The sequence below is a fragment of the Streptomyces sp. NPDC058157 genome, from assembly GCF_042884105.1.
Classification (GTDB): Bacteria; Actinomycetota; Actinomycetes; order Streptomycetales; family Streptomycetaceae; genus Streptomyces.
Genome location: NZ_JBHVUQ010000086.1, coordinates 1 through 17,780 on the forward strand (window position 1 = coordinate 1; position 17,780 = coordinate 17,780).

Annotated in this window: 19 protein-coding genes; 7 read left to right on the forward strand and 12 right to left on the reverse strand. The window is 76.4% G+C overall.

Annotated elements, in window-relative coordinates; translation table 11 throughout:
* Nucleotides 1-65 precede the first annotated feature (65 nt).
* Complete coding sequence (locus ACFVXK_RS21530) at nucleotides 66-827, reverse strand: MerR family transcriptional regulator (protein ID WP_389613998.1); 762 nt, start codon at nucleotides 825-827, stop codon at nucleotides 66-68.
* Between the two features lie 279 nt (nucleotides 828-1,106).
* Between ACFVXK_RS21530 and ACFVXK_RS21535 the strand changes: the two genes are divergently transcribed.
* Entirely contained in the window at nucleotides 1,107-1,919 is an 813-nt protein-coding gene (locus ACFVXK_RS21535) for a class I SAM-dependent methyltransferase (RefSeq protein ID WP_389614000.1), read from the forward strand.
* A 58-nt stretch (nucleotides 1,920-1,977) separates the two neighbouring features.
* Here the strand turns inward: ACFVXK_RS21535 and ACFVXK_RS21540 are convergent, their stop codons facing one another.
* Entirely contained in the window at nucleotides 1,978-2,160 is a 183-nt protein-coding gene (locus ACFVXK_RS21540; RefSeq protein ID WP_389614002.1) for a CsbD family protein, read from the reverse strand.
* 160 nt (nucleotides 2,161-2,320) lie between these two features.
* Here ACFVXK_RS21540 and ACFVXK_RS21545 point away from each other — a divergent pair, with 160 nt between their 5' ends.
* From ACFVXK_RS21545 to ACFVXK_RS21555, 3 genes are all read left to right on the forward strand, one after another.
* On the forward strand, nucleotides 2,321-2,476 hold the full coding sequence (locus ACFVXK_RS21545; RefSeq protein WP_167747614.1) for a DUF6131 family protein: 156 nt from the start codon (nucleotides 2,321-2,323) through the stop codon (nucleotides 2,474-2,476).
* 202 nt (nucleotides 2,477-2,678) lie between these two features.
* Complete coding sequence (locus ACFVXK_RS21550) at nucleotides 2,679-3,905, forward strand: cytochrome P450 (RefSeq protein ID WP_389614005.1); 1,227 nt, start codon at nucleotides 2,679-2,681, stop codon at nucleotides 3,903-3,905.
* Between the two features lie 65 nt (nucleotides 3,906-3,970).
* Nucleotides 3,971-4,564: a TetR/AcrR family transcriptional regulator gene (locus ACFVXK_RS21555; RefSeq protein ID WP_389614007.1), complete on the forward strand. Its 594-nt coding sequence runs from the start codon at nucleotides 3,971-3,973 to the stop codon at nucleotides 4,562-4,564.
* Nucleotides 4,565-4,615: 51 nt separating this feature from the next.
* Here the strand turns inward: ACFVXK_RS21555 and ACFVXK_RS21560 are convergent, their stop codons facing one another.
* The 8 genes from ACFVXK_RS21560 to ACFVXK_RS21595 all read right to left on the reverse strand — a co-directional run bounded on the left by ACFVXK_RS21560 (nucleotide 4,616) and on the right by ACFVXK_RS21595 (nucleotide 13,177).
* Entirely contained in the window at nucleotides 4,616-5,311 is a 696-nt protein-coding gene (locus tag ACFVXK_RS21560; RefSeq protein ID WP_389614009.1) for a DUF2993 domain-containing protein, read from the reverse strand.
* Nucleotides 5,312-5,319: 8 nt separating this feature from the next.
* Nucleotides 5,320-7,581: an MMPL family transporter gene (locus ACFVXK_RS21565; protein ID WP_389614011.1), complete on the reverse strand. Its 2,262-nt coding sequence runs from the start codon at nucleotides 7,579-7,581 to the stop codon at nucleotides 5,320-5,322.
* A 139-nt stretch (nucleotides 7,582-7,720) separates the two neighbouring features.
* Nucleotides 7,721-7,957, reverse strand: a complete 237-nt coding sequence (locus ACFVXK_RS21570; RefSeq protein ID WP_389614013.1) for a hypothetical protein — start codon at nucleotides 7,955-7,957, stop codon at nucleotides 7,721-7,723.
* Nucleotides 7,958-8,045: 88 nt separating this feature from the next.
* Nucleotides 8,046-9,269: a glycosyltransferase gene (locus ACFVXK_RS21575; protein WP_389614015.1), complete on the reverse strand. Its 1,224-nt coding sequence runs from the start codon at nucleotides 9,267-9,269 to the stop codon at nucleotides 8,046-8,048.
* Nucleotides 9,266-10,078: a MerR family transcriptional regulator gene (locus ACFVXK_RS21580; RefSeq protein ID WP_389614017.1), complete on the reverse strand. Its 813-nt coding sequence runs from the start codon at nucleotides 10,076-10,078 to the stop codon at nucleotides 9,266-9,268. Before ACFVXK_RS21580 ends, ACFVXK_RS21575 begins: the two co-directional genes overlap by 4 nt.
* Nucleotides 10,079-10,129: 51 nt before the next feature.
* Nucleotides 10,130-11,038: a LysR family transcriptional regulator gene (locus ACFVXK_RS21585; protein WP_389614019.1), complete on the reverse strand. Its 909-nt coding sequence runs from the start codon at nucleotides 11,036-11,038 to the stop codon at nucleotides 10,130-10,132.
* 200 nt (nucleotides 11,039-11,238) lie between these two features.
* Nucleotides 11,239-11,751, reverse strand: a complete 513-nt coding sequence (locus tag ACFVXK_RS21590) for a GNAT family N-acetyltransferase (RefSeq protein WP_389614021.1) — start codon at nucleotides 11,749-11,751, stop codon at nucleotides 11,239-11,241.
* Between the two features lie 28 nt (nucleotides 11,752-11,779).
* Nucleotides 11,780-13,177, reverse strand: coding sequence for a PQQ-binding-like beta-propeller repeat protein (locus ACFVXK_RS21595; protein WP_389614023.1), 1,398 nt, complete (start codon nucleotides 13,175-13,177; stop codon nucleotides 11,780-11,782).
* 88 nt (nucleotides 13,178-13,265) lie between these two features.
* Between ACFVXK_RS21595 and ACFVXK_RS21600 the strand changes: the two genes are divergently transcribed.
* The 3 genes from ACFVXK_RS21600 to ACFVXK_RS21610 all read left to right on the forward strand — a co-directional run bounded on the left by ACFVXK_RS21600 (nucleotide 13,266) and on the right by ACFVXK_RS21610 (nucleotide 16,153).
* A complete protein-coding gene (locus ACFVXK_RS21600; protein WP_389614025.1) occupies nucleotides 13,266-13,598 on the forward strand; it encodes a YnfA family protein in 333 nt (110 codons plus the stop codon).
* A gap of 86 nt (nucleotides 13,599-13,684) precedes the next feature.
* Nucleotides 13,685-14,572, forward strand: a complete 888-nt coding sequence (locus tag ACFVXK_RS21605) for a TIGR03619 family F420-dependent LLM class oxidoreductase (protein WP_389614027.1) — start codon at nucleotides 13,685-13,687, stop codon at nucleotides 14,570-14,572.
* Nucleotides 14,573-14,698: 126 nt separating this feature from the next.
* Nucleotides 14,699-16,153 carry an amidase gene (locus tag ACFVXK_RS21610; protein WP_389614029.1) on the forward strand — a complete coding sequence of 485 codons (1,455 nt, stop codon included), beginning with the start codon at nucleotides 14,699-14,701 and terminating at the stop codon, nucleotides 16,151-16,153.
* A 35-nt stretch (nucleotides 16,154-16,188) separates the two neighbouring features.
* Here ACFVXK_RS21610 and ACFVXK_RS21615 read toward each other — a convergent pair whose 3' ends face one another.
* Nucleotides 16,189-16,974, reverse strand: a complete 786-nt coding sequence (locus tag ACFVXK_RS21615) for a class I SAM-dependent methyltransferase (RefSeq protein WP_389614030.1) — start codon at nucleotides 16,972-16,974, stop codon at nucleotides 16,189-16,191.
* Between the two features lie 93 nt (nucleotides 16,975-17,067).
* The gene (locus ACFVXK_RS21620) at nucleotides 17,068-17,775 is read right to left on the reverse strand and encodes a transcriptional regulator (RefSeq protein ID WP_389614032.1); all 708 of its coding nucleotides are present in this window, start codon (nucleotides 17,773-17,775) and stop codon (nucleotides 17,068-17,070) included.
* Nucleotides 17,776-17,780: the final 5 nt, after the last annotated feature.

The window sequence follows — 17,780 nt, forward strand, 5'->3', positions numbered from 1 at the left end:
GTGCGCGGGGGCCGCCGCCCCGGGGGGGCGGCGGCCGCGCACGTCCACGCGGCGACGGTCACCGGTCAGCCCAGGCGGGCCGCCGCGTAGGCCTCCATCGCGGCCCGGTGGTAGGCCGCCAGGCCCGGTGCGATCTCGTCGTACGCGGCGTGCCAGGCCTCGTTGTCCGTGCAGGACCGGGCGAGCGCCAGGTACTCGTCGACGGAGACCGCGCGCAGCGCCACCAGCGCCTCGTACTGCGCGTGGATCTCGGCCTGGAGGGGCTCGGCGCCGGGCGGCGCGCCGGCGGCCATCAGTTCGGCGATGCGGATCATCTGGGCGGTCCGCTCGCGGTGCTTGGCCTCGATCTCGTCCGGGGTGGCGCCGGCGGTGCGGCGCCGGACCGCCTCGGCCAGTTCGGGGAAGTCGCGCAGGGTCTCCTCGTATGCGGAGGGCTGGACGCCCTCGAAGAGGTTCTCCGGCCGGTTGATGGTCATGGATCCGCCGTCCTTCCTGGAGTGCTCCAGTTCGGCGATCGTGCGGGAGACGGTGCCGGCCAGCGCGTCGAGCCGGTCCCGTTCGGCGAGCAGCCGGCGCAGGTGGCCGCGGAGCGCCTCCACCTCGTCGACCTGCTCGGAGAGGATCCGCCCGATCTCGTGCAGGCCGACGCCCAGCGCCCGCAGCACGAGGATCTGCTGGAGCCTGAGCAACTGGTGCTCGCCGTAGTGGCGGTGGCCATTGGCGCCGATGCGGGCCGGCGGGAGCAGACCCGTCTCGTCGTAGTGCCGCAGCGTCCTGGCGGTCACGCCGGACATCCGCGCGACCTCCGCGATGGGCCAGTCCGTCATGTTTCCCTCACGAACGTCACCGGGCCGGTCCTTCCGGCCCGTTCGCCACCGTAGAAGCTGCCGCAGCGGCAACTTCAACCCCCGGGGGGCGGTCCGAGCAGCAGCGCGCCGTCCTGTGCGGCGTGTCGGGGTTCGGCAGCGGGGTTTGCGCGGTGCGGCGGTCCAGGATCGGGGGCGGTGGCCCCGGGCGGTCGTCCGGATCCGCCCCCGCGTGTGAAGAGGTCCTGACATGGCGCAGTACGACGGTCCTCCGTGCTCCGGCGGCGGCCGGGCGGTGCGGTGAGCGCCGGGGAGCCCGGCGGGCGCTACGGGGAGGCCGTGTTCCGGCCGGAGCAGGCCGGTGAGGGCGAGCGCATCGACTTCGGCGCCCTCGCGTACGACGACATCACCATGGCCCGGCTGCGGGCCCTCGGGGCAGGACCCGGGTGGAGCTGCCTCGACGTGGGCGCGGGCACGGGGACGGTTTCGGGGCGGCTGCTGGACGAGGCCGGGGTGGCGTCGGTACTGGCGGTCGACCGGGACGTCCGGTTCCTGCGGGAGCGGCCCGGGCTGGAGGTGCTGCGGGCCGACGTCACCGGCCCGGACTTCGCCGCCGGCCGCCGGTTCCGGCTGGTCCACGCGCGCTTCGTGCTGATGCACCTGCCAGAGCGCGAGCGCGTGATCGCCGCCCTGGCCGAACGGGTCGAGCCCGGCGGGGTGCTGGTGCTCAGTGACGCGGTCGACCTGACGAGCGGCCTGGAGCCCGGGACGCCGTACACGGCCGCGATGCGGGCGATGTGGCAGGGGCTGCGGGAGACCATCGGGACGGACGTGTCCTGGGTGCCCTCGTACCCGCGGCTGCTGCGCCGGGCGGGGCTCGTACCGGTCGCCGCCGAGATGCACGTGCCGCCGCTGGAGCCGGGCAGCCCCCTCAGCCGGTTCTGGGCGGACACCTGGGAGCGCAGCCGGGCCGCGATGACCGGCACCGGCCTGGTGGACGACGCCGCGGTGGACGCGGCGGTGCGCTACCTGGACTCCGAGGAGTGCGCCGCGCTGTCGGCCGGCATGCTCACGGCATGGGGGTGGAAGCCCGCCGGGGCCGCCCCCCGGTGACGTACGCGCGGCGGGCACGGCGCGTTCGTGCGCCGTGCCCGCCGTGCGGGGCCGGTGGTCACCGGTTCGCGTCGTGGATCTTCCGCATCCGGGCCGCCGCGTCCGCCTGGGACTCCTTCGCCCGGCCCGCGGCCTGCTCCGCTTTGCCCTTCATCTCCATCGTCCGGTCGTCGGCCATGTCGCCGATCTCTTCCTTCGTCTTGCCCTTGAGCTGCTCGGCCTTGCCCTTCATCTTGCCCATGACGGCCTCCCGGCTTGGGGTAGCGAACACCTGGCGGCTACCCGGAATGCGGCGCCCCATGCTCGGGGGGAATTGCGGCCGGTGCCCCGGCGCATGCATGAACCCGCGCGGGGGTGGTAGACGCGGGACGTCCCCATCCGAGAGGGACCAGGAGGTACTCATGATTATCCTGGGTGTGATTCTGCTGATCATCGGCTTCTTGACCGGGATCTCGATCCTCTGGACGATCGGCGTCATCCTCGTCGTCATCGGCCTCGTCCTGTGGGTCCTGGGCGCCGTCGGGCACGCCGTGGGAGGACGCCGGCACTACTATTGACGGCCGCTTCCCAGGCGCGCCGTCAACGTCCTGACCCCCCGGCCCCTGCCCCCGGCGGCTCCACGCCGCCGGGGGCCCGGGCGTGTTCCGGGCCCGCGCGGGGTACGTGCCTCCGGCGACGCGGTCTTCCTCGCGGGGCGGGCCGTCGGGCAGGATGGCGCGGCGGCGGGCGGGCCGCGGACGGGCGCGGGGTGGAGGACGTGTGGGGGCGCAGCAGGAGCGGCGGGACGCGCTGTACCGGGACCCGTATCCGCTGTACGAGCGGGCACGGAGGACCGCAGGGCTGACCTTCGTGCCCGAGATGGACGCCTGGCTGGTGGCCCGGGACGAGGACGTACGGGAGGTGCTGCGGCGGGCGGACGACTTCTCCTCCGCCAACGCCCTGCTGCCCGACGTCGCGCTGCCGCAGGCGGCGCTCGGGGTGCTGGCGCGCGGGTTCGGGCCGCGGCAGACCGTGGTCTCCTCCGACGGGGCCGTCCACCGGCGCCACCGCGCCCCGCTCAACCGGGCCCTGTCCACCACGCGGTCGGCGGCGCTGCTGCCGTACGCGCGGGAGTGCGCCCGGGAGCTCGTGGCCGAGGTCGCCGCGGCCGAGGCCAGGTCCGCCGAATTGGTGGAGGCGTACGCGCGGAAGCTGCCCGGGCTGGTGGTGGGGCGGCTGATCGGACTGGACCGGGCGGACGTGCCGGCCGCCGTGCACGGCGGGTACCGGGCCGAGGAGCTGCTGTTCCACCCGCTGGCACCGCAGGAGCAGCTGGCCGCCGCCGAGGACGTCGTCGCCCTGCAGCACCTGCTCGACGGGTACGTCCGCGAACGCAGGGCACGTCCCCGCCAGGACCTCTGCTCGGACCTGGCGGCGGCCGCCGCCCCGCCGGGCGCCGCGCTGGGTGAGGAGCAGCGCCACGAACTGGTGGCCCATCTGCAGAACCTGCTGATCGCCGGGTTCCTGACGACCAGTGCGCTGATCGCCACCACCCTGCTGCACCTGCTCGCCGACCGGCGCCAGTGGGAGCTGCTGTGCGCCGATCCGGGGCTGGTCCCGGCGGCGGTGGAGGAGGGGCTGCGCTTCGATTCGGCGGTGCAGGCCTTCCGCCGGGTCACGACCCGGCCGCTGGAGCTGGCCGGGACGCCCCTGCCCGCCGGCGCCGCCCTGCTCGTCGCGTACGCGTCGGCCAACCGGGACGGGCGGCGGTACGAGGACGCCGACGCCTTCGACGTCGGCCGGGCCGCGGACCGGCAGCACCTCGCCTTCGGGCACGGCCCGCACGCCTGCCCGGGTTCGCACCTGGCCCGCGGCCAGCTCCGGCTCACCCTGGAGCTGTTCACCGAGCTCCTCCCGGGCCTGCGGCTCGACGCGCAGCGGCCCGCGCCGCGGATGCGCCCCACCCTCATCCACCGCTCCCCGGAGGCCCTGTACGTGACCTGGTGAGCCCCGCCGGGTGCGAAAATGCTGCTGTCGAGGCGGATGGACGTACAGCGGAGGGCGGGCGAGCGGTGGCCGACGGCCGGACGGAGCGGGGACGGCGGACCCGGGAGAAGATCGCGGACGCCGTGCTCGCGCTCCTCGACGAGGGGGTCGTGGAGTTCCCGGCGGACCGCGTCGCAGAACGGGCCGGGGTCTCCCGGCGGCTGGTGTTCCATCACTTCGCCGACATGTCCGAGCTGGTGGACCTGGCCATCACCCGCCGCCTGGAGCAGCTGGCCGAACAGATCCGCCCGCTCCCGCTGACGGGGCCGCGGGGCGTCCGGGTGGCGGCCCTGGCCGAACAGCGGGCCCGCATCCTGGAGTGGATCACCCCGGCCCGCCTCACGCTGATGCGGATCGAGCACCCCTCGCCGCGCATCCGGCAGGTCACCGACGAGGCGTTCGCGGACGCCCGCCGCCGGGTCGCCGAGGTCTTCGCCGACGAGCTGGGGCGGCTCGACGCCGAGCGGGCGGCCGCGTTGCTGGACGGTCTGGACGCGGTGACCACGTGGGGGGCCTGGCACCACTGGCGCTCCGGCGGCAAGAGCCCGGCGCAGGCGCGCGCGGCGATGGAGGCCACCGTGCTGAACCTGCTGGCCTCGGCCGACCACCCGCAGGCCTGACGGCCCCGGCCGGGTACGCCGGATCAGCCCCGCCGGATCAGCCCCGCCGGATCAGCCCAAGTCGACGTCCTCGGCCCGGGCGGTCACGGTCACCCCGGCCGCGCCGGCCGAGACGCCGGTGGGCCGCAGGCCGAGCGGCAGTGCGGGCAGGGTGCGGGTCTGGGCGGCGAGCGCCCGGGTGATCAGCGGGCTGTCCGGGTCCAGGCGCCGGCCGGCCAGTGAGGCGGAGGCCGCGCGCAGGGACAGGACGCCGCCGACGAGCCGGACGTCCGCCGTCAGGGCGAGCGGGGCGCCCAGCACGTCGCGCCGGATCAGCAGCCGGCCGCCGCCCGCGTCGGAGAGCGTGGTGCTCCCGGTCCCGTCGCCGAGGGAGGCGTACGGGGCGGTGAACCGGGCCGAGGCCGAGGAGGCCCGGTAGCCCCCGCCCGCGGCGGTGACGTCGTCGAGGGTGACGTCCGCCGTGACCGGGCGGCCCGCACCGGTCGTCGCGTCCGCGCGCACCCGCACCTCGGGGTAGCGGTCCCGGGCGGCCCGGAGGAGGAAGGGCAGGCCCTCGACGGAGACCTCGGGCCGTGCCGTCAGGCCCGGTTGCCGCCGGGCGATCCGGTCCGCGAGCCGGCTCTCCGTCAGACCGCGGGCGGTGGCGTCCGCGACGGGCAGGGAGAGCAGCAGCAGCGCGGCGGCCGCGGCGAGCAGCGTACGGGGGCGCCGACCGGGGGCTCGGAGGGAGGGCGTGCGGAACCTCAACGGGGGCCTCATCGGCTGGGAGGGGCGGTGACGGGCACGGTGGGCTCGGCCGGGAGGGCTCCCGCGGCGGCGGGCCGTGCACCGGCGGGCGCGGGGCGGGTGTGGGCGGTGCCCTCGATGTCCAGTTCGGGCAGGATCCGGTCGAGCCGGCGCGGGAGCCACCAGCCGCGTTCTCCGAGCAGGGTCATCGTGGTGGGGACGAGCAGTCCGCGGACCACGGTGACGTCCAGGGCCACGGCGGCGGCCAGCCCCGTCCCGAACATCTTCACCACGGGGTCGTCGGAGAGCAGGTACGCGAGGAACACGCTCACCATGATCAGCGCGGCGGAGGTGATGATCCGGCCGGTCGAGGCGAGCCCGAGGACCACGGCGCGCCGGGCGCCGACGCCGTCAAGGTGGCGCTCGCGGACGGCGGTGAGCAGGAAGACCTCGTAGTCCATGGAGAGGCCGAACAGCACGGCGAACATCAGCAGCGGCACGTACCCGGGCACCGGTACGGGCCCGTCGAGCCCCAGGGCCCGCGCGCCCCGGCCCCACGGGAACACGGCGGTGAGCACGCCGTACGCGGCGGCCACCGAGAGGAGGTTGAGGACGGCGGCCTTGAGGGCGAGCAGGGGTGCGCGGAAGGCCGCCAGGAGCAGCAGGGCGGCCACGGCCACGACCACGCCGATGACGGCGGGCAGCCGGTCCGCGAGGCGGTCGTCGAGGTCGGCGACCGCCGCCGGGGCCCCGCCCACGTGCGCGGTGCCCGTGCCTGCGGCGGTGGCTGCGGGCAGCACCTCCCGGCGCAGGGTGGCGACCAGTCGCGCGGTGGCCGGGTCGCCGGGGGCGGTGGCGGGGGTGACCTGCCAGCGCACGGTGCGGGCGGCCGGGGCGAGCTGCGGCGGGCTCACCGACGCCACGCCGGGGGTGCGGGCGAGGGCCGCCGAGACCTCGGTGACGCGGGGGTCCTGGGGGCCGGCGGGGGCGGTGGGGAGGGTGTCCGTCACCTGGAGCGGGCCGTTGACGCCCGGCCCGAAGGCGGCCGCGAGCCGCTCGTAGGCGGTGCGGCTGGCGGAACCGGCCGGCTTGTCCCCGGCGTCGAGCTGGCCGAAGGCGAGTCCGGTGGCCGGGGCGGCGAGCAGGAGCAGCAGGGCGAGCCCGGCGAGCAGATACCGCCAGGGCCGCGCGGTGACCCGCTCGACCAGCCCCTCCCACCCACCTCCGCTCCCACGCCCCGCCCGCCGCCCGGCGGCAGCCCGGCCGCCGGCCGGCGGGGTCGCGCCGAGGAAGCGGGACAGGAGGGTCAGCAGGGCGGGCAGGAGGGTGAGGGTGGCCGTGACGGCGACCAGGACCGCCACCGCCGGTGCCAGTGCGAGGGCGTGCAGCAGCGGCAGCCCGCCGAGGGCGAGCCCGGCCAGGGCGGCGATCACCGCGCAGCCGGCGAAGGCGGCGGCCTTGCCGGCGGTGGCCGTGGCGAGGGCGGCCGCCTCGGCGGCGGCGACGTCCCGGCCGCGCAGCTCGCGGAAGCGGGTGAGGCTGAACAGGGTGTAGTCGATGCCCACGCCCAGGCCGATCATGGCGGCGATGGTGGTGCCGGACGAGGGCATGTCCATCAGGTGTCCGGCCAGCCCGATCGCCGCCAGCGACACGGCCAGGCCCGCGATGCCGACGACGAGGGGGAGCCCGGCGGCGGCCGCCTTGCGGAAGCCGAGGAGGAGCACCACCGCGGCGGCGGCCAGGCCGATGAGCTCGCTGTGGCCGGTGTCGGGCCGGTCCACGGCGGCGGCCAGGTCACCGCCCGGGGTGACCTCGATGCCCGCGGCCCGGGCCGGGGCGGCGGCGTCGGTGATCCGGTCCGTCAGGGCGGGGGTGATGTCCCGGCCGGTGACGTCGAGGCCGAGGGAGAGGTAGGCGGTGTGGCCGTCCCGGGCCACCGCCACCGGACCTCCCGGCCGGTCGTAGGGGGTGGTCACGGAGACCACGTGCGGCACCCGGGCGATGGCGCGGGCGCTCTGCTCCACGGCGGCCCGTGCCGCCTCCCCGGTCAGGACCGGCCCCTGGGACGGGGTGTGCAGGACGAGCGGCTGGCTGCCGGAGGCCGGCCCGGGGAAGGCCCTGGCGGCGGTGTCGAGCGCGGCCTGGCTGTCGCTGCCGGGGATCCGCACGGCCTCGCTGGTGACCCGGCCGTAGCCGAGGACGGCGGCGCCGAGGGCCAGGAGCAGCAGGAGCCACGCCGCGGCCACCCGTTTCGGCCGGAGGGCGCACCAGCGCCCCAGGGCGAGGAACATCCGCACTCCCCTTCCGCCCGGGGCGGGCGTCCGCCGCTCCGGGGTCGATCGAGCATCACTTTGCACTGCCAGTGCAGCTTTAAAACTGCACTGGCAGTGCAAGAATGTCAATCGGCGTCGGCCGGGGGCGGCCGCTCCGTCAGCGCAGCGTCCAGTGGAACTTGCCGCCGCCCACCCACCGGACCTCGTCCAGGTCGTCGAGGTCGTGGATGGTGATCCCCACCTCGGCGGCGATCAGCAGCACGTCCGTCATCGACGTCGCCCGGCCCACGACCTCGTCGTCCACCTGGACGATCCGGAAGGGCGGGTCGCCCGGCTGGACGGCGAGGACGGTGATGCGCGCCGGGGACATGTGGGGTACCGATCCTTCAGTCATGGGAAAACGGTTCCACGAGGTGGCCGGTGTCGGACGTGGCGACACGTTTTCGCGGCTCCGATCCGCCGCTCGCGGCGCCCGGCGGCGCTCACCGCGCGCGGGCGGCCCGTTCGACGGCTTCGAGGACCCGGGCCGCGCCGTCCTCGGCGGCCATGTGCCGCGCCGCCGCCCGCGCGGCCCGGGCGTGCGCCCCCTCCCCCACCACCCGCTCCAGCGCCGCGGCGAGCGCCCCCTCGGTGAGGGAGCCGAAGGGGACGGGCGCGGTCGCGGCGCCGAGCGCGGCGAGGCGGCGCGCCCAGAACGGCTGGTCCGCCGTCACGGGGACCGGTACCGCCGGGACCCCGGCCCGCAGCGCGGCCGCCGAGGTGCCGGCCCCGGCGTGGTGGACGACCGCGGCCAGCCGGGGGAAGAGGAGGGCGTGCGGGACGTCCCCGACGGTGAGGACGTCCGCGCCACCGTCGGCGGCGGCGAGTCCGGCGCTCCCGCTCTGCAGGACGCCGCGCAGTCCGGCGCGGCGCAGGGCCCGTACGGCGAGCTCGCCGAGCCGCTCCCCCTCGCCGGAGGCCATGCTGCCGAAGCCGACGAGGACGGGCGGCGGGCCGGCGCCGAGGAAGTCCTCGAGGTCCGCGGGCAGCCGCTCGGCCGGGTCGAGGTGGGGCCACCAGTTGCCCACGACCTCCAGGCCCGGCCGCCAGTCGGCGGGGGCCGGCACCAGGGCCGTGCTGCAGCCGTGCAGCACCGGCCACCGCTCCCGTTCCCGCCGCCGGCGCATGGCGGAGGCGGCGAGCGGCGGCAGGTCCAGGCGGTCGCGCAGCAGGGCGGCTCCCTGCTCGCCGATCCGGTCGGCCATGCGCAGGGCGAACCGCCCGGCGGCGCGGTTGCCGAACCGGCCCAGCGAGCGGGCGCCGGTGACCACGGGCGGGAACGCGCCGGTGGGGGCGGTGGGCTGGAGGTAGACGCCGAGGCTGGGCGTACCGGTGGCCTCGGCCAGGTGCCAGCCGAGCGGGGCCGTGGTGGTGGAGAGCAGGAGCAGGTCGGTCCCCGCGTCCACCGCGTCGGCGAAGCCCCGGCCCAGTTCGGCGAGGAACGCGGAGGCGGTGCGCATCAGCTCGCGCCGGTCGGTGACGTCCCCGTGCGGCCGGGTGCCGGCGGGCAGGGACCGGAACTCCAGGCCCGCGGCGTGCACGAGGGGGGCGAAGGGGGCGGTGGCGGCCAGGGCGACCTCGTGTCCGGCGGCGCGCAGGGCGGCGCCCAGGCCGGTGTAGGGGTCGACGTCGCCGCGCGATCCGGCGGCGGCGATGAGTATCTTCATCGGTTCTCCTCCGTGTCGGTACGGCCGTCGCCCGGGCGGTCCGCGCGGCGGGCCGCGTTGGCGTGGACGGCCTTGCAGAGGTAGGCGGCGAGGCCCGGGCGCTGCTGCGAGGGCGGTACGACGAGGGCGAAGGCGCGCGGGTCGGCGAGGAAGTCGTCCGCGATGCGCCGGTGCATGGCGGGCGGGCAGGAGGTGAACCACCGCGAGACGTGCAGGCGGTGCTCCTCGGCGAGGTCCATGGCCCGTTCACCGTCGTACGGCTGCGCCTCGCCGAAGGCGGTGAGCAGCTCGGCGCGCCAGGCGGTGGCCTCGCGCATCAGCAGCCGCCAGTCCTCCTTGGTGTGGGCGGCGGCGCGGGCCATCGCCTCGCGGCGGCCCTCCGACCCGGTCCACTTCAGCTCCGCCTCCGTGGCGTAGCTGAGGTCGAAGGCGATTTCCCCGAACACCTCGAAGCGTTCCTCGGGGGTCAGCCTGACCCCGGTCTGCTGGACCTCGATGGCCCGCGCGGCCACCTCGGCGAGCCGCCGCAGCCGGGCGATCTCCTCGCCGAGCTGCCGCTGCCGGGCCTGGAGGTGCTCCAGGACGTCCGCCTGCGGGTCCCGGAGGATCGCGGCCGTGTCCTCGAGGGTGAAGCCGAGCTCGCGGTAGAAGAGGATCTGCTGCAGGCGCGCCAGGTCGGCGTCGTCGTAGAGCCGGTAGCCGGCCCGGCTGCGGCTGCCCGGGGAGAGCAGCCCGGCCTTGTCGTAGTGGTGCAGCGTCCGCACCGTCACCCCGGCGAAGGCCGCGACCTGTCCCACCGAATAACTCATCCACCTGCCCTTTCGTCGGCGCCCAGCCTGGAGCCTGACGTGGGGTGAGGGTCAAGTCCGGCTGTCGGCACCCGGGTCGGCGCAGGCTTCGGCGACCGTGTCGGCGAAGGCGCGGGCGAGCGGGGTGAGGGCGTCCCAGCGGCGGACCGCCCAGCCGACCGGGAGCGGGGGCAGGTCGGTCACGGGGACCAGCCGCAGCGGCCCGCCGGCCGGTGCCCGCAGTCCGGGGACGGCCGGTACGACGGTGTGGCCGAGGCCGAGTTCGGCGAGCAGCAGGGCGGTGTCCCAGTCGGCCACGCTGGTGTCGGAGCCGACGCGGACGCCGAGTCCGGTGAGGGCCGCGTCCAGGCGGGCGCCGGAGAGGGAGTTCGGCGGGAGGCGCACCAGGCGCAGGTCGGCGAGGTCGGCGGCGCCGATGGCCGGGCGGGCCGCGAGCGGGTCCTCGGCGCGTACGGCGAGGACCCAGGGCAGGTCGACGACGGGACGCTGCTCGATCCCGGGGACGGGCGGGCCGATGGTGACCCAGGCGAGGTCGAGGGTGCCGGCCAGGAGGGCGTCGAAGCAGCGCCGGCTGGAGGTCTCCGTGCGGAACTCCAGGCTCACGGCGGCGTGGCGGCGGCGGAAGCCGACGATGGCCTCGGCCATGAAGTGGCGGACGGTCGCCCCGCCGGTGCCGACGCGCACGGAGCCGCCCTCGCCGTCGGCCAGTTCGCCGATCCGGCGCAGCGCCCGGTCCAGGGCGCCGATGCCGTCGGTGGCCGCCTCGTGGAGGATGCCGCCGGCCGGGGTGGGCACCACGCCGCGCGGCCGGCGCTCCAGCAGGGCCACCCCGGTCTCCCGCTCCAGCCGTTTCACGTGCTGGCTCACCGCGGACTGTGTGCAGCCCAGTTCCCGGGCCACCCCGCTCAGGCTCCCGGCCCGGCAGACGGCCACGAACACCCGAAGATCGTCCAAAGTCACGAGACCCAAGCTAGCGCTTGGGTTTGGCTTAGGAAACCCAAGGATTGACTGGGCTTGCGGACGGGCGGCAGGATCTTCCGTGGGCCCAGGCGGCAACCCGTCCGGCGCCCGCGACCGGTTCCGGAGCCGGCGCGGACGCCGGACGGGTGCCGACCACCACATGCGACACCGCGTCCGCACCGCGTCGGTCAGCGCGTCCGTCAGCGCGTCAGTTCGGCTGCCAGGAGGTCCATCAGGAGACCGTCGTGCCAGGTGCCGTCGGCGCCGCGCTCGTACTGGCGCATCACGCCGACCGGCCGGAAGCCGGCCTTCTCGTAGCAGCGGATCGCCGCGGCGTTGTCGGCCGCCGGGTCGATGACGAGCCGGTGGTAGCCGCGGTCGTCCACGAGGTGGCGGGCGAGGGTGCGTACCGCGTCGGTGCCCAGGCCCCTGCCGTGCACGGCGGGGTCGAGGAAGAGGTCGATGCCGGCGTGGCGGTAGTCCGGCTCGTCCTCGGAGTACCACTGGATCATGCCGACGATCCGCTGCCCCTGCCGGATGGTGAGGCAGACGGTGCCGGGGTCCTCCAGGTCACCGGCGATCTCCTCTTCGAGGTCGTCCTCGCCCCGCCACCGGGCGCGGACCTCGGGGGTGGCGCGGATGGCGGCCAGGGCGGGGACGTCCCCGGTGAGGGTGGGGACGAGGTCGACGGACACACCGTGCAGCACTGTCATGAGCAGGCAGGATAGGCGACCGGGCGCGTCACCAGCCGAGGACCGGGCCCAGGTCGAAGACCGGCGGACGGGTGCCGCCGGGATCCAGGTTGACGAACGTCCGGCCGTACAGGACGGTCCGCTCCCCCATCGGCAGGTCGCGCACGCGCAGTACCGCCGGCTCTCCCGCACTCGTACCGGTGCGGGCGTCCAGGTCCCACAAGTGGCTGTAGGCGCCCCGGGAGACCACGGCGACGCGGCCCTCGCCTGCGGCGCCCAGCGTCCGGACCGACCAGTCGTCGCCGAGGGTACGGCGCCACAGGAGACGTCCGTCCGTCAGCGAGAACCCGGCCAGGACCTCCCGGTCCTCCCGGTCCGGGACCGCCACGACGAGGACGTCGCCGAGGCGGGTCCGCCGTCCCTCCGCCGACGGGACGTACGGCGACCCCTCCGTGTGCGGTACGCCCCGCGCGTCGAAGACCAGCAGCTGGTCGCCCGCGATGACGGCCGCCGTCGGGGCGGCCGAGACGATGCGCGCCGGTTCGCTCCCGGCCGGGAGCGGGGTCTGCCGGGCCCGGGCCCCGGTGCCGGGGTCCAGGGTGAGGAGTTCGGCGCCGGACGCCGAGCGGGTGAGGGCCAGGACCCGGTCGGGGCCGGCCGCGAGGTCCGTGGCGGTGGCTCCCTCCGGCAGCGGGGAGCGCCAGCGTTCGGCGCCCGTGCTCAGGTCGTGGGCCACGACGGCACCGGCCGTCGTGGTGACGGCGAGGGAGCCGCCCGCGGACACCGTGCCCGACGGGTCCGCGAGGGCCTTGGTCCACAGCTCCCGGCCGCTTTCCAGGTCCACCGCCCTGACGCGGGCGCCGCAGGCGCCGTCCCACGCGTAGAGCAGCAGGCCGGTGCGGGCGGGGGCTTCCGCACTCATCCCGCAGATCTCCGCCCCGTCCGGGGACGGGCCGAGCCGCCAGCCGTGGCGGCCCTCGCCGTCGTACTCGGTCACCCCGTCCGTGCGGACCCGGAACACGGAACCGGACGAGCGCTCCTCCCAGGCCCCCAGCGGACTGCCCGCGGCCGCCCCTTCCGGGGCCTGGTAGCCGAACAGGGTGAGGTGCGGGCCGCGCAGCCACTCGAACCCCTGCCAGGCCGGCACCAGCGCGGCCGGGGAAAGGAAGACGGCCGCCGCCCACAGCGCCGCCGACCGGTGCGCGCGGCCCCGCAGCACCGCCCGCCACAGCAGGGCCGCACCGGCTGCGGCGGCGGACGCCCACAGCAGCAGCCACCCCAGCCCGCGCGGACAGCCGCCCGCGCTGCAGGCGACCTCCGTCATGTCGACGGCGATCAGCTTCCCGCACAGCACGGCGTACAGCACCGCCACGACGGTGAACGCGCAGGCCCCGACGAGCAGTACGGCCGCGGCCACCCGCCCCGTCCACGACGAGCTGCCTTCCACACTTCCCCCACCTGCCCGGACGCCGCGTGCGAACGTCCGGCGACCGCTGTTAGTTTCGGATGTCATCGCCCTTCTGAAAGTAGTCGACGTGCTCGTTGCCCGATCGGTCGCCCTGTTCGCCGTTGCCGCCCTGTTCGAGATCGGCGGCGCCTGGCTGGTCTGGCAGGGGGTGCGGGAGCACCGGGGGTGGGCGTGGATCGGGGCCGGGGTGATCGCCCTCGGCGTCTACGGGTTCGTCGCGACCCTGCAGGAGGACGCGAACTTCGGCCGGATCCTGGCCGCGTACGGCGGGGTGTTCGTGGCCGGGTCGCTGGCCTGGGCCATGGTCCTCGACGGCTACCGTCCCGACCGGGCCGACGTCGTCGGGGCGCTCGTCTGCCTCGCCGGGGTGGGCGTGATCATGTACGGGCCGCGCGGCTAGAAGGCGTCCCTTGCGGATCGGGCCGGCGCCGCGCCCGGCGGCCGGAAAGGTTCGGCGCGGCGGGCCCCGCGGCCCAGACTGGGCCGATGGACATCGGAATAGCCCTGCCCCAGTACGGCGGCCACGCCCGCCCCGAGCGGATCGCGCCGTTCGCCCGCCAGGCCGAGGAGGCCGGCTTCGGCTGGCTGTGGGTCGGCGACCGCTCCCTCGCACCGGTCTCGCCGAGCGACATCTACCCCGGCCACACCGCCGAGGACCCCTACCCGCCCGGATTCCGCACCTTCCTCGACCCGTTGACCGTGCTGACCGCCGCCGCGGGGGCGACCAGCCGGGTCCGGCTGGCCACCAGCACCCTGAACGCCCCCTGGTACCCGCCGCTGCTGCTCGCCCGCAGCCTCACCACCCTCGACGCGATCAGCGCCGGTCGGCTGGTCGCGGGGCTGGGCCTCGGCTGGCTGCGCGACGAGTACACCGCCGTGAACGCCGACTTCACCCGGCGCGGCGCCCGGCTGGACGAGATCCTCGACATCCTGCGCGGCTACTGGACCGAGGAGGTGTTCGGCCACGAGGGCCCGCACTGGTCGATCCCCGAGTCGTACGTCGGCCTGCGCCCGGCCCGGCCGGGCGGGCCGCAGGTGCTGCTCGGCGGTCTCTCCCCCGCCGCGATGCGCCGGGTCGGCCGCCGCGCCGACGGCTGGGCCGGGGTGCTGCTGCCGCCGGGCATGGAGGCGGGGCTGTGGGACGAGGCGCGCCGGGCCGCGGAGGAGGCGGGCCGGGATCCGGAGGCGCTGACCCGTCACATCCGCCACAACGTCCGGCCCGGCACCGGCGCCGAGGAGATCGCCGCGGTGCTGGAGGGGGTACGGGCCTCGGGTGCGGACAGCGCCTTCGTCGACCTCCAGCAGTGCGTTTCCGGCCCCGACGAGGCCCTGGAACTCGGCGTCAAGGCCCTGGAGCGCCTGCGGGCCGGCTGACCGGACGGCACGGGGCCGGGGCGGCGGCGTCCCGGCTCCGCACGGGTGCGGGGTGCGCGGCACGGGCCGCCGTGCCAGGCTGTTCACAGGTCTCGGGGCAGAGGGCTACGGGAAACGGCGGCCGCGATGAGCAGCCTCGGACCTGGCGACGTGGACACGATCACCGCTCTGGACGCCACCGCCCAGGCGGCTCTCGTCCGTACCGGTGAGGCCACGGCGGAGGACCTCCTCGCGGCGGCCGTCGCCCGGATCGAGGAGCGGGACCCGCTGCTGAACGCCGTCGTGGCGACGGTGTTCGAGCGCGCCGCGGACCAGGTGGCGGCGGGGCTGCCGCAGGGTCCGTTCACCGGGGTGCCGTTCCTGCTGAAGGACCTCGTCGCCGAGGACGCGGGGGTGCCCTTCCGGGAGGGCTCGGTGTTCCTGCGCGACCATGTGTCCCGCACGGACCAGGAGCTCGTGCGGCGCCTGCGCGCGGCGGGTCTGGTCGTCCTCGGCAAGACGGCGACGTCCGAGTTCGGGATGAGCCCGACCTGCGAGGCCGTCGTGTACGGGCCGACCCGCAACCCCTGGGACCCGTCCCGGACCACGGGCGGCTCCAGCGGCGGGTCGGCGGCCGCCGTCGCCGCCGGGATGGTGCCCGCGGCGCACGGCAACGACGTGGGCGGGTCGCTCCGGTTCCCGGCCTCCTGCTGCGGACTGTTCGGGTTCAAGCCGGGCCGGGCGCGGGTCCCCCTGGGCCCGGCGTACGGGGACGCCTTCGGCGGCTGGGCCTGCGAGCACGCCCTGACCCGCTCGGTGCGGGACTCCGCCGCGCTCCTGGACGCGGTGGCCGGACCGGACGCGGGGGACCCCTATCCGGCGCCCGCCGCGGCCGGCCCGTTCGCCGCCGAGCCGGGCCGTGACCCGGGCCGGCTGCGGATCGCGTTCAGCGGGCGCCCGGCGGACGGGCAGGGGGTGCACCCCGACTGCCTGGCGGCCCTCGACGACGCCGCCCGGCTGCTGTCCGGCCTCGGGCACGAGCTCGTCGAGGCGGGTCTGCCCGGCCTCACCCCGGAGGTCGGCGCCGCGATCGGCACGGTGTACGGGGCCGGTGTCTCGTGGATCGTCGGGTACTGGATCCGCGAGCTCGGCCGGGAGCCCGGGCCCGGGGAACTGGAGCCGCTGACCCGCGCGTTCTGGGAGCACGGCCGCACCGTGACCGGCGGCGACTACCTGCTGGCCGTGACCACGCTCCAGGCCTTCGCCCGTACCGTGGCGGCATTCCTCGGCCGGTTCGACTGCTGGCTGACGCCGACGCTGGCCCAACCGCCGCTGCCGCTCGGCCTGATGACCTCCACCGAGGACGACCCGCTGCGCTCCCTGCGCAGCAGCGGGCCCTTCGTCGCCTTCCCGGCCGTCGTCGCCAACATCACCGGCGCCCCGGCCATGTCGGTCCCGCTGTTCTGGTCGGACGAGGGGCTGCCGATCGGGGTCCACTTCCTGGGGCGCGTCGGCGGCGAGGCCGTCCTGCTGCGGCTGGCCGCACAGCTCGAACGGGCCCGGCCCTGGGCCGGGCGCCGGCCGCCCTTGGGCCGCGCCTGACTCCGGCGGTGCCGGGCGCGGGGGTCCGCGGTGGTTCAGCCGGGGCGGCGGCCCCGGGCGGCCCAGGCCCGGGCGTGGAGCGGGATCGAGCCGTCCGCGGCCCGGGGCAGCCCGGCTCGCAGCCGCTCCCGCAGGGCGGCGCGGTGGTCCTCGGGGAGAGCGGCGAGGTAGGAGGGGGCGGGACCTTGTCCGCCCAGGAAGGGGGTCCAGTAGTCGTCGAAGTCCGGGAACGGGGTGGGTACGCGGATCTCCTCGGTCTCCACCTCCGTCAGCCCCGCGCCGGCCAATAGTGAGCCCAGGGCCGTCCGGGTGCAGAGGGGGAAGCGGACGGCCTCGTCCAGCGCGTGGGCGGCCGGGTCCAGGGCGGTCGCGGCGTCCCAGAAGGCCCGGATGGCCTCCATCCCGCCCTCGCCGAAGTCCCAGAGGTAGACCCCGACCAGCCCGCCGGGGCGGACGACGCGCGCCATCTCGGCGGCCGCCCGCGGCGGGTCCGGAACGAAGTTGAGGACGAGTCCGCTGACGGCCGCCGAGGCGGTGGCGTCGGCGAACGGGAGGTTGACGGCGTCGGCCCGGACGAAGCGGGCCCGCGGATCGCGGACGTGCTCCCGGGCGTACGCCAGGTAGCCCTCCGAGGGGTCGAGGCCGACGACGGCCGCCGGTCCGGCCGCGTCCAGCACGGCCCGGGTGACGGCGCCCGTACCGCAGCCGACGTCACGCCAACTGCCGCCCGGCGACGCGTCCAGCCAACGGACGAACCGGGCGGCCACCAGGCGGCTCCACCTGCCGACGTACGGCTCGTACGCCTCACCCGCTGCCCACATCGGCCCGTCCTTCCGGAGGCTCCCGCGCCCGTCGCGGCCATCATGGCGTGCGGCCGGCGCCGGGCGCGGCGGCGCACCGGGGTGGCGGGGGCGTCAGTACCCGGACGGGTCCGGGCCGACGCCGGCGAGGGCGCGGAAGCGGTCCGGCAGGGCCCGCAGCCAGGCCGCCCGGTCCGCGGCGATCTCGCGGAGCCGGGCGTCGTCGTTGCGGGCGACGAGGTGGCCCATGTAGCGCTCGTCGAACCGGGTGTACTCGCGGTGCAGCGCCTTCAGCGCGCGCGCCACCCGCCGCTCGTCGGCCTGGACGAGGTGCGCGAGCGCGTCGACGTGGGCCTTCCAGCGGCCCTCGACGGCCTGGCGCAGCAGGCCGGCGAGTTCGTTGTCCCGGTCGAGGACGTCGAGCAGTTCCTCCGAGCTCAGGCCGAGGGCGTCGGCCAGGAGCAGGGTCTGGCGGTCGGTGCCGGGCCACCGGTGTTCGGCCTCGGCGCGGGCGTACGCGTCCGGGTCCATGCCGATGCGCAGTGCCAGGCGTTCGGCGGTGAACCCGCGGGCCAGCCGGTGTTCCCGCAGGGCTGCCGGGCGCACGGCCATGAGGACGGCGACGGGGCACCACAGGGCGTCGGCCAGGGCGAACAGTTCGGGTTCGGACGGGGCGACCGCTCCGGTTTCCCAGGCGTGGACCGCTTCCGGAGGCCGGTCCACGCCCAACTGGGACATCGCCAGGACGACTTGGGTGGGGGTCATGCCGAGGCGCAGCCGCGCGGCCGCGGCCTCGGCGGGGGAGAACGGGGGTGTGGACACGGGCG